This is a genomic window from Pantoea sp. USMM079, assembly GCF_037153115.1.
Classification (GTDB): Bacteria; Pseudomonadota; Gammaproteobacteria; order Enterobacterales; family Enterobacteriaceae; genus Pantoea; species Pantoea communis.
Map to the genome: position 1 here is coordinate 1 of NZ_JBBCKX010000043.1, position 13,488 is coordinate 13,488.

Here is a 13,488-nt window from a genome sequence, read left to right on the forward strand (position 1 = left end):
AGCCGCTGCGGCTGGTGAGCAAGCATCTGAACCTGCTGATGCAACTCCTGCTAAAGCAGCCCCGGCCGCTCAAGTTGATCCTCGCAAAGCCGCTGTTGAAGCCGCCATTGCCCGTGCTAAAGCCAGGAAAGCCGCTGCGGCTGGCGAACAAGCGTCTGAACCTGCTGATACAGCACCGACCGCTGAGGTTGATCCTCGCAAAGCAGCAGTTGAAGCCGCCATTGCCCGTGCTAAAGCCAAGAAAGCCGCTGCTGCTGGCGAACAAGCGTCTGAACCTGCTGATGCAGCCCCGCCCCATGAGGTTGATCCGCGTAAAGCGGCAGTTGAAGCCGCTATTGCCCGTGCTAAAGCCAGGAAAGCCGCTGCGGCTGGCGAACAAGCGTCTGAACCTGCTGATGCAGCACCGACCGCTGAGGTTGATCCTCGCAAAGCAGCAGTTGAAGCCGCTATTGCCCGTGCTAAGGCGAAGAAAGCGGCTGCGGCGGCTGGCGAACAAGTGCCTGAACCTGCTGATGTCACTCCTGCCGCTGAAGTCGATCCGCGTAAAGCCGCGGTGGAAGCGGCCATTGCGCGCGCTAAAGCGAAGAAAGCTGCGGCGGCTGCCGAGCAAGCTTCTGCGTCTGCTGAAGCCGCACCTGAATCATCTTCTGAAGTAGAGGCTGCTGCCTCTCCTGACTCCGCCGACCCACGAAAAGCGGCCATTGCCGCCGCGGTCGCCCGTGCCAAAGCGCGTAAAGCGCAGCAGCAGCCTTCGACGACTGAGGAATAAATGGCTTTTCGTATCGCAAGTTCTCCTTATACCCATAACCGCCGCAGCACCGGTAACATCATGCTGCTGGTGGTGCTGGCTGCCCTGCCGGGTATGGCCGCGCAGTGGTATTTCTTTGGCGTGGGTTTTCTGATTCAGGTTTTGCTGGCCACCGCCACCGCGTGGATCACCGAAGGCGCCATTTTGCGTCTGCGCAAGACTCCGGTGGTCCCGACACTTGCGGATAACTCCGCCCTGCTCACTGCGCTACTGCTGGGCATCAGTCTGCCGCCGCTGGCACCCTGGTGGCTGGTGGTCATTGGCACCGTGTTTGCCATCGTTATCGCGAAACAACTGTATGGCGGCCTGGGTCAAAACCCTTTCAACCCAGCGATGGTCGGTTATGTGGTCTTACTGATCTCCTTCCCGGTGCAGATGACCAGCTGGTTGCCGCCGGATACATTGCAGGCAATCAAACCCGGCCTGCTGGATTCCCTCAGCATGATCTTCACCAATCACACGCTGGCCGGTGAAACCATGCAGCAGTTGCAGCTAGGGGTGGATGGCGTCAGCCAGGCCACGCCGCTGGATACCTTTAAAACCGGCTTGCGGGCCGGGCACAGTGCGGAGCAGTTACTGTCTGAGCCGATTTATACCGGCGTGCTGGCGGGATTAGGCTGGCAGTGGATCAACCTCGGTTACCTGCTGGGCGGTATGCTGCTGCTGGCAAAAAATGCCATTCGCTGGCACATACCCGTCAGTTTCCTGGCGTCGCTGGCATTCTGCGCCACCCTTGGCTGGTTGTTTTCACCGGAATCGCTGAACTCGCCGCTGATTCATTTGTTCTCCGGCGCGACCATGCTCGGCGCATTCTTTATCGCCACCGATCCGGTCACCGCCTCGACCACTAACCGTGGTCGCCTGGTTTATGGAGCACTGATTGGTTTGCTGGTGTGGTTGATTCGCAGCTTTGGCGGATATCCGGACGGTGTGGCGTTCGCCGTTTTGCTGGCAAACATTTGCGTGCCGCTGATTGATTATTACACCCAGCCGCGCGTTTACGGCCATCGCAAGGATTAATGATGTTCGATGCTATTCGTAAAAATGCCGTGACGCTGGCGGCGTTTGCAGTGATCACCACCGGCGTCACTGCGGTGGTGAACTATGTCACCAAGCCGACGGTGGAACATCAAACGGCACTGCAGCAAAAAAACCTGCTCGATCAGGTGGTGCCCACCGAGATGTATGACAACCACATTCAGCAAGAGTGTTTCCTGGTGACGGATGCAGCGGCATTAGGCAATAACCAGCCGCATCATCTCTATCTGGCGCGTAAAGGTGATAAACCCGTCGCGGCGGCGCTTGAGACTACCGCGCCAGACGGCTATTCTGGTGCGATTCAGATGCTGGTCGGTGCCGATTTTCACGGCAAAGTATTAGGTGTCCGGGTAGTGGAACACCATGAAACGCCTGGACTGGGCGACAAGATTGAACTGCGCATTTCCGACTGGATCAACAGCTTTAACGGCAAAGTGGTGCACGGTGCCGACGACAAGAACTTTGCGGTGAAAAAAGACGGTGGTGAATTTGATCAATTTACCGGCGCGACCATTACCCCGCGCGCAGTGGTGAATGCCACTAAACGTACCGCATTACTGATTGAAACGTTGCCAGCGAAGCTCTCTTCGCTGCCCGAATGTGGAGATGCACCATGAGTGAAGCAAAATCCCTGCTGGTTGGCGGCCTGTGGAAGAACAACTCCGCCTTGGTGCAACTGCTGGGCTTGTGCCCGCTGCTGGCCGTGACCTCAACCGCCACTAACGCCCTCGGCCTTGGCCTGGCCACCACGCTGGTGTTAACCATCACCAACAGCGCTATCTCCGCCTCGCGTCGTTGGGTGCCGGCGGAAATCCGTATCCCTATTTACGTAATGATCATCGCTTCGGTCGTGAGCTGCGTGCAGATGCTGATCAATGCTTACGCTTACGGGCTGTATCAGTCACTGGGTATCTTCATTCCCCTGATCGTGACCAACTGTATTGTGGTGGGTCGTGCGGAAGCGGTGGCTTCTAAGAGCAGTATTCCGCTGTCGGCGCTGGATGGTTTTGCCATTGGCATGGGCGCGACCTGCGCGATGGTGACGCTAGGTTCGATTCGTGAATTGATCGGTAGCGGCACCCTGTTTAACGGTGCTGACCAACTGCTGGGCCCCTGGGCCAAAGCGCTGCGCATTGAAGTGTTCCATTTCGATTCACCGATGTTGCTGGCGATGCTGCCGCCTGGAGCTTTTATTGGCTTAGGCATGCTGCTGGCCGGTAAATATCTGATCGATCAGAAAATGAAGCAACGAGCCGCACTGCGCGCTGCTGAACCTGAAGCCGCGCCACAAGGTGAAACCGGGAAGGCCGTGTGAACAAGGAAAAGCGACTGCAAATTCTCACGCGCCTGCGTGATGACAATCCGCATCCCACCACGGAGCTGTACTTCAGTTCGCCGTTTGAACTGCTGATTGCGGTGCTGCTGTCCGCGCAGGCCACCGATGTTAGCGTGAACAAAGCCACGGCGAAGATGTATCCGGTGGCAAACACCCCCGCCGCCATTTTGGCTTTGGGTGTTGATGGCGTGAAAGAGTACATCAAAACCATCGGCCTGTTTAACAGCAAAGCGGAAAACGTTATTAAAACCTGCCGCATTCTTATTGAGCAGCACGGTGGTGAAGTACCGGAAGATCGCGCGGCATTAGAAGCCCTGCCTGGCGTCGGACGCAAGACCGCCAACGTGGTGTTGAATACCGCCTTTGGCTGGCCGACCATTGCCGTGGATACGCATATCTTCCGCGTCAGCAATCGCACCCGCTTCGCGCCCGGCAAGAATGTCGAAGAAGTGGAAGATAAACTGATCAAAGTGGTGCCATCTGCCTTTAAAGTCGATTGCCACCATTGGTTAATCTTGCACGGCCGCTATACTTGCGTGGCACGTAAACCACGCTGCGGCTCCTGCCTGATTGAAGATTTGTGTGAGTTCGACGCTAAAGAGTCTTAGTGTCCGCCAGGGGCTTCAGCCACGGCTCCCACAGAAAGACTGACTCCGTCGCCAGCGCGCGAGGATGGTTCTCATCCGCACCGCAGGCGTTAATCAGGGATTGCAGGTTCATGAGTCTTCCTCGCTGACAAAGGTTTCATCCGGCACGTCCGGGGTGTCACTGATAATGAATATGTCCGCCGGGAGCGTGAAGTTGCGCAGCTTCAGCAGCGCCAGCGGCCCTTCCCCCGCTTCTGTTCGCAGAATGTAGTTCAGCGGGCGGCCGTCGGGAGCCTGCCAGGTGAGCTGCCAGCTGCTGCTGATGCCCGGATTAGCGCTGACCTGAGCCTTATCCAGCAGGCGAATCAGGCCCCAGCTCCCTGGCATATCACCATACTGGCGGGTGCCAGCCTTCGTGCTTATCCAGCTCAGTGATGCGCCGGGCGCTTCAGTGTCAGCCGGCCAGGTGAAGCGTTTCCACACCGGTTGCTGATTCATGTAGGTGAGCTTCTGATTGTCAATAATCAGGTCAGTCTGCATCACGTCTGCAGCCGTACCAGGACGCAGCTCAAAGTGCAGCCCGGCCTCACCATTGGTGAACACCACGTCGGAAATCCGGCTGAGCTGATTAAGCGCCTGCAGAAAAGCCGGGTTAAACGTCAGCCCCTGAGCGTTGATGCTGTCCGGTATCCAGCGGGTGCCTTCGCGGTGCAGCACGCCGCTCAGACGCGACTGCAGGAAGCGGGTGATGCGTCCGTTCTCTACGTTCAGATATTTCGCCAGCAGCGGCAGTGACACCTCACTGCTGACATTTTTAAACGGATAGCGGCCGCCAAACGCGCTGTTCCACTCGTTCACCACCGCCTGCTGCCACTGGGCGTTCAGGCTGCCCGCAGCCGGCATCAGCACCTGCTGCCAGGCCTGCTCCATCGGGCGCACAAACACCGTCTGCCCGAAGCCGCTCCACTCCTGCCCCAGCCCGGCGGCCACCAGGCTGCCGTAATCGCGCGTGTCCGTCAGGTCAACTGTTTTCCCCTGAAACACCGTCTGCGCCAGCGTCTGTGTCATGGCCTGCGGGTCTGCCGCGTTGGTGACCTGCTGCAGGCGCAGACGCACCTGAGTCATGCGCGTCAGGAAGGTGCGCAGGCTCATACTGCTGCTGCCCTGACTGTCAGTCAGCGCCAGCAGCGGACCGAAAGTCGCATCGAGTGGGCCGCTCGGGCCGCTGTTCTGGTCAATGACAGGGCGCTTTTCCCGACTGAGCAGGTTCTGCGCAGACTTCACCAGCGAGTCAGCAATGGCATCCCCACTCTGCCCGGTCCGCCCCTGCACGCTAAGGGTGTTCATCAGCGCCACCAGCGGCGACTGGCGCACATCCGCCATCAGCGTGAGCTGGTCAATTGCGTCGGAAAGCGTCGGTGCCGGCTGCAGGCGCAGGCTGTTGAGGAAGTTCAGCCAGGCTGCGCTGTAGTCGGCAAAGTATCGGCTGGTGAGCCGCGCCTCCAGCGCTTCGGGTGAGGAAGCATCACCAGCGGGGGGCGGCGCATCACTGAGTACCCAGTCCATCTCCTCACGCCGATCCCGCGCCACTTTTTCAATCGCGGGTTTAACGCCATCTTCCCAGGCCTGACGGGTGAACATGCCGGGAACAACTTCATCGGTGGTAAACAGCCGACCGGCATCCGTATCGCCGGTCATATCGGCCAAGCGCATATCGGCATACTGGTGCGCCACCTGCGCCAGCACCCTCTGATACTGGCGGGACTCGCTGTTGGTCACCCCCATCTGGCGAACCAGCAGGGCGCGCACCTGCCTGACCAGCTCCGGGTCTGCTTTCAGCGCCCACTCAGGATGAGCATTGAGATTATCTGCATAGAAGGCCAGCAGCGGACTCCCGGCGCCCTGCCAGTATGCCTTGTCCACACCCTGTCGCTGCGTCCAGTTCTGCATCAGCGTCTGGCTGAACCAACTGGGATCTATACGTTCAGGGCGCGTCAGCATCAGATACAGTCTGAGCTGTGTGTAGGCCTGCTTTGACTGCGTTTCCCGCAATGGGCTGTCAGGTGGGAGTGCGGCATAGGCTTTCAGCGCGTCAGTAAGCTGCAAGGCTGCGGCGTCGCGTAGCAGGGGCAGCGCCGCCTGACGGTAACGAGGCCACAGGGCAGACAGCAGTTCTTCGTTCTGATTCAGTCCGAGGCGGCTGTACCAGGGCGTACCATGCTCCTGGCGATACTGTAATTGCACGATCGTATCCTGAAGCACGCCCATCGCAGCAAGCCGTTGTTTTAAAGACTGACTGCTGTCAGAAGCGTTTTCAGTCACCTGTACGGCATCACCGATAATGCTGCGATTGGCGGCGAAAGAGACCAGCATTCCTACTCCCCACAGTACCACCAGCACACAGGCGGCTGCGGCGAGAATGCGATTCCACTGCATGCCATAGCGAGACGGGCGAAGATGAGCAGGGAGTTCATTTGAAGACGCAGGCAGCGCATCCCAGCGGTTATCGCGTATCCAATGGTGTGGCACCGTAAGTGCCGTACCTTCCGATTGCGGGCTGAACACCATCCCCGCCAGCGGCAGAGAGCGATGAACACTCTGCAGCGGAGAAAGCAGCGTAGTTATCGATTCAGGCACACGCGCCAGCTGGTCCGCGAGGCTCAGCAAAAAGTGATTCTGCGGCGAGCCCGCCACCTGCTGGGTCCCCTGCGCGATGAGATCCGCCGCCAGTGCCGCGAGCAATGCATCGTGATTATTGGTTGTGGAAGTCTGGAACCCAACGGCCTGAGTTATACGGCCAGATTGCTTTCCAGCCCGTATATGCAATGACCAGACGAACAGCGGCAGTCGCCAGCCGAGCATATTGCAGCGAGCCGATAAGGCATGTGCGGTGGCATCCATCGCGGCACTGGAAGGTTGCGCAGTAGTGGGCAACCCGCCAATGTCGTTAAGCTGGTCAGCAGCAGAAGTCACCCAAATTATCGCGTCTGCAGGACGGCGACGCAGACGCTTTAAAGCAATCAGCCAGTTTTCATCAGTTTGAGAGGCGGGATCGCCGCCCCACAACAACAGCGTACCACTGTCCTCTTGCCAGAGTTGATTGGTCAGGCCAGGTGCCAAGCGTTCAACGTCTGACACGCTGCCCGTGATGAGAAGGATGTGAACTTTGAAATTCCAAAGACGGTCGTGTTGTTGGTGGAGAGCATAATGGAGATGCTGAAGAATAATCCGGTGATTTTCAGTTGAAGTGGTTTTTTTCTTATCTAATTGCTTGTCGCGCCCAATTATTTTTTGAGGTAAATATTGCTCATGCTCTTCGCCAATTGACTTTTTCTGAGAAAAATGAAGAGTAAAGACAGCTATTATTAAAGCTATTACACACATCCCCCAGATTAACCAAACATATTCAACATTTACGCCTAAGATATCCATACCACTTCTGAAAGTAGTGATCAGGAATGCACTTACGCATGCAAGCGCCACGACTAATATTGAATATCCTGTTACACTAAAACGCCGAATGACCGGCGAAGCTGTTGATGTCATAAAAACAACTTCCTTGTAATCAGACAAAATGAATAGGCTTTATCCTTGCCACCTGATATTAATAATTGAGTTTCTCCCGTTCTAATTGCAGCATCAACTAATAATGAAATAGAAACAGGAAAGGATAGTGGTCCTGGCGGGCCAAATGAATGATTAACTACCAAAAATGGATATCGAGAAGGAAGTGCCCATTTTTTTTCTTCAGCATAGCGTACGATTGTAATCTTATCAGCCTCCTCAACCCCCGAAAGCCATACATGCTTCATTTCTGAAGCCTCCAACCTGTTATACTCTGTCAGAATATCAAGTGATTTCGTCAGAGAGTTTGAATGCAAAAATCTCCCTACACCTGCTTTGACAAGAAATGAATCACTCTTGATCATTTCTGATGAACATATAAGACTTGCGTTAATGAATTCACTATATCCACATTCAACAGAGTTAGGCCAATCCTGTAAGGTAATAATCAGTGCCATTTCTTTAATCGAACAGAATTCAGAACCTGAAAAGTATTGGTCAGTCACAGATACAATATTAGGGACAATATCCCATTGTTTAAATACAGCCTCAGAAATGTGAGATGCATCATGCTTTTCTGTTTTGAGTAAAATGATGTCATAAAGACTATTTCGATAACCAGGGCATTGTCTTTCCAGATTTTCATCTAAAAAAATAAACTTAGAGCTTAAATTTAAAAAATCGTGGTGTAGATGCCTGCATTTAACCGGATATGCTGGAATATTAGAAGGATCTCCAATTAAAGCTTCGCTTCCATTTTTTTCAGGACACAAGATTATATTTGCTATAATCGGCCTTTGCCACATAGCCCAACGCTGCCAATGAGATTTGGTAAGTTGAGTCTGAATACCCCATAATATAGCGGCATTGGAAGATTGATCATAGCGAAACCAAATAATTCCCACGAGACATAGCCATATCAACCCTGAAGGTAGCAAACCATTGATTATTATATCTCTGTAATCTTGAACTTTCAGCAGAAAAATTGAAGTTAATGCACCTAAGCAAATCAAAAGAATAAAAACAATCGTCAAGAATTTAATGGATGGTTTCTTCAAGATTTTTTTTGGTGGGATATCTGGAATTGGCCAATTCATTTTATTTAATCTACCATCTCATTTCGAAAGCTGATAACTTTGCAACCACATTCACATACGCAGTCGTGAACAACCACCTGAACGCCATTATCAAACACTGTAGGATCGCCTTGCTGAATGTGGTTAGAACCATGCAGTGGGCATGAAACGCTATCTCCTACTAATGCCACTTGTACACCTTCGACATACATGGTTGATGTGGCTGATATAACCTTACCGCCGTGTGTTGTTGCATCGCCTAAGCAAGTCAGTGCTGGCATATACTTTTCCTCCTATTTTAAATGGTGAGATAAAGCATTAACGGAAATGAATAAACCATGAAATATAAAAGTGAATAGTTTAAAATAATAAATAACAGAAAAATATACTTTGTTGCATGATTACGACTAAGGGTTGACTAGTTTAAACTTATTTATTCACTATATCGATAGTATACAAAAACGTGATCGCATAAAAGTTGAACCACGGCATTCCTGTCAATCATAATTGCATACTCTATTAAATGTTCATACTCTCAACAAAAGGTGTAATGGCCAAATAAAAATAAATATGAACAATCTTTAATTGTATAATTCGAATCGGGCGCATCACCGCCCGACAGCCATTACTCCAAAGTATTCTCAACGTTATTATTAACCGGTATCCCTTGTTCTGTGAATTGGTTATCACGGGTATTCTTCTGCACGGCTACTGCACCAAATAGCGCCATGAAGAATGACACACCGTAAAACCCTTTTTCGCTAGGCATCAGTGTTGCATTCACCAATCCGATAACCAGCAGCGCAACTGAAAGACCAAATGCCAGTAGGCACACTCCGTAGTAAAGGCGAGTTGTGGGGATATTTTCCTGGCGATCGCGAACCGTTTTTTGCAATGAAACCGCAGCAAACAGCGCAAGAATCAGCACAGAAAAATAGTAGCCTTTTTCATTTAGCTCCATCCCTGCCTGCCACAAACCGGCCAAATAAACCACACTGCCGCCGATCATGGCAATCCAGGAAATAGCGATAAATGCGGGTGAAACAGGGATATTCTGCGTTTTCATAGGATTTCCTTAAATTTATTGAAAATAACTTAAAATGTTAAAAAGACCTGCCGCCGGAATTAAATTCAGACCAATGCACCAGGGCATTGCGCCCTGTGCGCATTTTTCAAACAGCCGTTGACTAAAAACAGTAAAAATATTCGGATTGAATAGGTGGTTGACATTGCATGGGAGAATGCCTGGCAATAGACAGGCAGCACTCAGTACATAAAACAACTTATATGTCATGCGGTTGTACTAATGATTAGGTGAAGCAGGCTATTTTGCTATCGCATTTGGGCGGATACGGATAGTGTCGGTAATCTGCTGCCAGATACTTACAGCTTCGGCCTCTGTAAGACGTCCCTCGCCCTCAAGGCCCTGCTGCAGGAACGTCAGAGATAACATTGGATGCTTGGGCGATGCCGTTTTTTCATTGATATTAATGACAAATCGCAGAGCTTTTTCACCGTAGGTGTCACTAAGCAATCCCTTTGCCAGCCACTGTTCTGCATACAATCCATTGATGTTACGGGGTCCACTGGCGATCGTATTGCCTTCGGCTCGCTTGATGTTGCGCTCCATCATAGCGCCTCTCTCCAGCAGGGAATCGTCAGAGTCACTGTAGTTATCGCTATCAAAATAAAATGTAACTTCAGGGTATTTTTGAGAGATGTAGTTAGCACTAATCTCCTCATTTGGCTTAGTTATTCCATCCTTTATAAACAATTCTGGCAGACAGAATCCAGGTTCATTTGGTATTTCATTCTCCTGCTTACCGGAAATACGCCTTAGCAAATCAGTTAGCTCAACCAGTTTTTTCGGAACATTGTTACCATAGATCTCAGGGGTATCCTTACGATCTTTATCATAGCGACGCGATAATCCATTTCTGGCTTCTATAGTTATTTCAACTGCTACACCGTTAGTGTAAATGTGAGCCTCAAGCACTCGTGATGAATCGGGCACTTGGAAATATTCATTCCGCTCAAATATCACCCCCTGCATGTCGTCAGATAAGAAATAAACTCTCTTTAGATACGGCATATCCAGTGGATTTAAAGTTTTCGTGGCTGATAGCTCAGCCTCTCTTAACCGAATTTTCTGTTCAAAAGCCGGTCGATAAATTCTTTGATACTTCACCGATGATGTATCAACAAACGCCATGACATCGTCAGACGTAATAGTAAATGTTTCCGGCAGGTCAACCAAATAGCGTCCGACACAACGGGTAGTTCTTTCCTTTAAAAAATGTGTCACGTGTTCACGTTCCTCTGAGGTCAAATTTACTCTGAGTGGCAACCTGCTGTATCCATACCATCCAGCAATACCAGCACAAAACAAAAGCAAAGCAATGGTCTTTTTAACTTTCACTCAAACCTCAGCGTGTTTTTTATCTGCTGAACAATTTTCACTAAGGCCCTTAGAGTAAACTGCTGTGCCTTCAAGTCCTGGAAAGCAGGTTCATGTTCGACAGAAACCTGAAATCGTGCCTTTAGAGAGTTCTCCGCAATACGCCCAGATCGCACAGGAACCGTGCCATCCCCTGCTTCTTCTGCAGGCAATAATTCGTAAGTTTGATAAACTCCTGTTGCCCATCCGCTACCGGACAGTGGAGAGGAAACACTTCGCTTGGCTGACATTTCTGTTTTGTCCAAAGCGCGGCCTGCCAGCCCGTCACGCTGACGGTTTCGATTCAGCCACGCTTCTGCACGAGGGGTATTTGCACGCCAGCAGACGTCACCGTAGGCCCGATATGCCTCGTCTCCACTGTAGAAAGCCCAACTTTGAGGATGGTATTTTCCTGAGAGGCCTTCAATAAAAGGCTTAACTTCATCTTTTAATATTATGGCGAATTTTTGCCAGTCCTTATCCAAATCGACTGAGTTTAGGCTTGTTCCAGGATTAATAAACTGCTCCTCACATAGTCCCCACCACTGGTCCTGTTTAAGATAAATTTCGCTATAGGGACATTCGTTTGGAAGTGCATATATTGTTTTGTCGTCTATTATCTTTAACCAGCCTAGGCCATATTCTCTCCCCGGCAACAATTGCAGAGGTCCGGGAGCCTGAGAGAGTACAGCGGTCATGGTTTCAGCATCTGAGCCCAATACTTTTGCAGCTCCCCAGCCTTTAACGTTACCTGCAGCGTTCTCTGTACCAGCCTTCATTCTTCGATAAGTGGCTGCGGCTCCCAATGCTGGCATCACGCCATGTATCACGCCAAGTACCTTATTTTCTCCACCGAGGATTTGTGTGTAGTGCCGGGCAACAAGGCCCCCCATAGAGTGGGTAATCAAAATCACCTTCTCGCACTGCCGTCCTTTTAGCCGATAGAACTGGATTTTTTCATCAATGTATTTGTTCAACGCATCAGCTGAAACGGCGTTAGACTGAAGCCAGTTATACCCCATTGCAAAGACAGGGAAGAGGTAACGGAAAGTCAAATCTATCTCTTCCTTACTAACTGATGTATCACCCACCTCTAGTTCAAGCGCGGTTTTCAGCAGGTTAGTGCGCTCATTAGAATGTCCATTTTCAAAGTCATTGAGAGTGTTTTGCAACCAGTCAAGAAAAGTACTATAACTTTCATAACCTACTGTTCCCCACCCACGTTCCCGGCGAGTTTTAAGTAAAAAGGGTTCTTTTTTATCATCTATTTTTCCACCATCATCTACAGTTGTCTTTTTGGGATCCAACTTTTTTCTTCGCGTTTTCCCATTTTCACCAAACCAGTACAAAACAAGCTCATCTTTACTATCTAGCCGCCAAATACTTTTTCCTTTCTTATCGTTCATTCTCAAATTGCTACCCATTACTCCCGGTATAAAAATGACTGGAATAACTCGGTCTGGATACACTATACATTGCTGAACAATGTTTTTTCCTTTAGGCGTGCTATATAACTGATAACAAGCATTGCCATTATCATCAAATGTAGGTTCAATATTTGATGTGCTATGTCCTTCAGCCATGGTTAACATTCCTTGTTCAAGTTCAAATTAATTATGGCAATGTCAGCGAAATTTTGAGAGGCTATTTTCCCTGCGCCATCTGAAGTAACTAGTGTCTTCCCGAGATCACTGCTCACATTCCCTTTATAACTTTTTACCGCTTCTTTGGTACCTGCCCAGATGAATTGCGTGTTGAGTTCATAATTACACTGCTGCCAGGTATTAAACATTTCGCTTGCACTCTGGCCTCCAAATTTTTGCCATACTGACGCACGTTGAATTATTTTATCTGGGGCTCCGCATTCTACTTCACCATTTCCAATCCTCAGATAAGCACCACCGCTACCCACCAGAAAAACATCCTGTTTAGCACTAATAATGATGTTGCCTTCGCAGCTGCTGATGCGTACATCTTTCAGTGCATCTAGAGCAATCTCGTCAGACTGAGCCTGAATTTCAACTCTCCCCTTCGCCGCAAATAACTTAAGCCCTAACTTCTGAGCAAACAGACTGATTGCTTCACCCGCCGCGACCGTGAAGGATTTAAAAGCGCTGAAGTCGGTATTTTTACAACTGGTTGCAATGAGATTTTCACCCGCTGAAAGTTGTAAGCTTTTAGCCGTGGTGTGCGCAATGCCACCAGGCGCAGAGAGTAATAGTGCAGATTGTTTAAGCTCGGTGAGAGCATCACATAGCAGCGATTTTTGAGTTTGTAAATCCGCCAACTCGGCCTTTGCCGTCTCCGCTGCGCCCCGTAGGGATTCGGTTAACTGTTGCGCCTTATTAAGTTCCCTGAGAGCATCCTGCATCGCTAACATTTGGCCATGTGCCTGCGACTGAATATCCGCACTGATAAACACGCCTTTGCCACCACGGATAACGATATGATTATCAGTCCGCAGCTCTGCTCCTTCGCCACGAAGTTCACGCCGCGCATCGACATTGTGCCCCAGATTCAGCTGCGTCTTGCCCCCATACTCCGTGCTGAGCTTAATATGCTCCTCACCACGCTTATCCTCCATGCGCAGTTTGTTCAGGCCCGCAGTGCGTATAACGTTCCGCGTGCTATTTTTCTCAGTA

At 50.7% G+C, this 13,488-nt stretch carries 12 protein-coding genes and 1 pseudogene; 5 read left to right on the forward strand and 8 right to left on the reverse strand.

All coding sequences use genetic code 11. The annotated features are described in order from the left end of the window. From WFP70_RS26115 to nth, 5 genes and pseudogenes are all read left to right on the forward strand, one after another. Positions 1-769 (forward strand): annotated as a pseudogene (locus tag WFP70_RS26115) (electron transport complex subunit RsxC); the annotation flags it as partial. Beyond that, on the forward strand, positions 770-1,828 hold the full coding sequence (gene rsxD, locus WFP70_RS26120) for an electron transport complex subunit RsxD (RefSeq protein WP_337024872.1): 1,059 nt from the start codon (positions 770-772) through the stop codon (positions 1,826-1,828). Between the two features lie 2 nt (positions 1,829-1,830). Next, positions 1,831-2,463, forward strand: coding sequence for an electron transport complex subunit RsxG (gene rsxG, locus WFP70_RS26125; RefSeq protein WP_166931562.1), 633 nt, complete (start codon positions 1,831-1,833; stop codon positions 2,461-2,463). Beyond that, positions 2,460-3,161: an electron transport complex subunit E gene (locus WFP70_RS26130; protein ID WP_097119808.1), complete on the forward strand. Its 702-nt coding sequence runs from the start codon at positions 2,460-2,462 to the stop codon at positions 3,159-3,161. Before rsxG ends, WFP70_RS26130 begins: the two co-directional genes overlap by 4 nt. Beyond that, the gene (gene nth, locus WFP70_RS26135) at positions 3,158-3,790 is read left to right on the forward strand and encodes an endonuclease III (RefSeq protein WP_182058390.1); all 633 of its coding nucleotides are present in this window, start codon (positions 3,158-3,160) and stop codon (positions 3,788-3,790) included. Before WFP70_RS26130 ends, nth begins: the two co-directional genes overlap by 4 nt. Here the strand turns inward: nth and WFP70_RS26140 are convergent. The 8 genes from WFP70_RS26140 to WFP70_RS26175 all read right to left on the reverse strand — a co-directional run. Beyond that, positions 3,777-3,902, reverse strand: coding sequence for a hypothetical protein (locus tag WFP70_RS26140; protein ID WP_337029545.1), 126 nt, complete (start codon positions 3,900-3,902; stop codon positions 3,777-3,779). The genes nth and WFP70_RS26140 overlap by 14 nt on opposite strands. After that, positions 3,899-7,201 carry an ImcF-related family protein gene (locus WFP70_RS26145; RefSeq protein WP_337024873.1) on the reverse strand — a complete coding sequence of 1,101 codons (3,303 nt, stop codon included), beginning with the start codon at positions 7,199-7,201 and terminating at the stop codon, positions 3,899-3,901. Before WFP70_RS26145 ends, WFP70_RS26140 begins: the two co-directional genes overlap by 4 nt. Positions 7,202-7,311: 110 nt before the next feature. Beyond that, entirely contained in the window at positions 7,312-8,430 is a 1,119-nt protein-coding gene (locus WFP70_RS26150) for a hypothetical protein (RefSeq protein ID WP_337024874.1), read from the reverse strand. Between the two features lie 5 nt (positions 8,431-8,435). Further along, a complete protein-coding gene (locus WFP70_RS26155; protein ID WP_072226632.1) occupies positions 8,436-8,690 on the reverse strand; it encodes a PAAR domain-containing protein in 255 nt (84 codons plus the stop codon). A gap of 344 nt (positions 8,691-9,034) precedes the next feature. Next, complete coding sequence (gene yiaA / locus WFP70_RS26160) at positions 9,035-9,475, reverse strand: inner membrane protein YiaA (protein WP_160867204.1); 441 nt, start codon at positions 9,473-9,475, stop codon at positions 9,035-9,037. Positions 9,476-9,733: 258 nt separating this feature from the next. Then, a complete protein-coding gene (locus WFP70_RS26165) occupies positions 9,734-10,828 on the reverse strand; it encodes a T6SS immunity protein Tli4 family protein (RefSeq protein WP_337024875.1) in 1,095 nt (364 codons plus the stop codon). After that, positions 10,825-12,429, reverse strand: coding sequence for an esterase/lipase family protein (locus WFP70_RS26170; RefSeq protein ID WP_337024876.1), 1,605 nt, complete (start codon positions 12,427-12,429; stop codon positions 10,825-10,827). Before WFP70_RS26170 ends, WFP70_RS26165 begins: the two co-directional genes overlap by 4 nt. A gap of 2 nt (positions 12,430-12,431) precedes the next feature. Next, positions 12,432-13,488, reverse strand: a 1,057-nt coding sequence (locus WFP70_RS26175) for a DUF2345 domain-containing protein (protein WP_337024877.1), incomplete at its 5' end; no start/stop codon positions are given.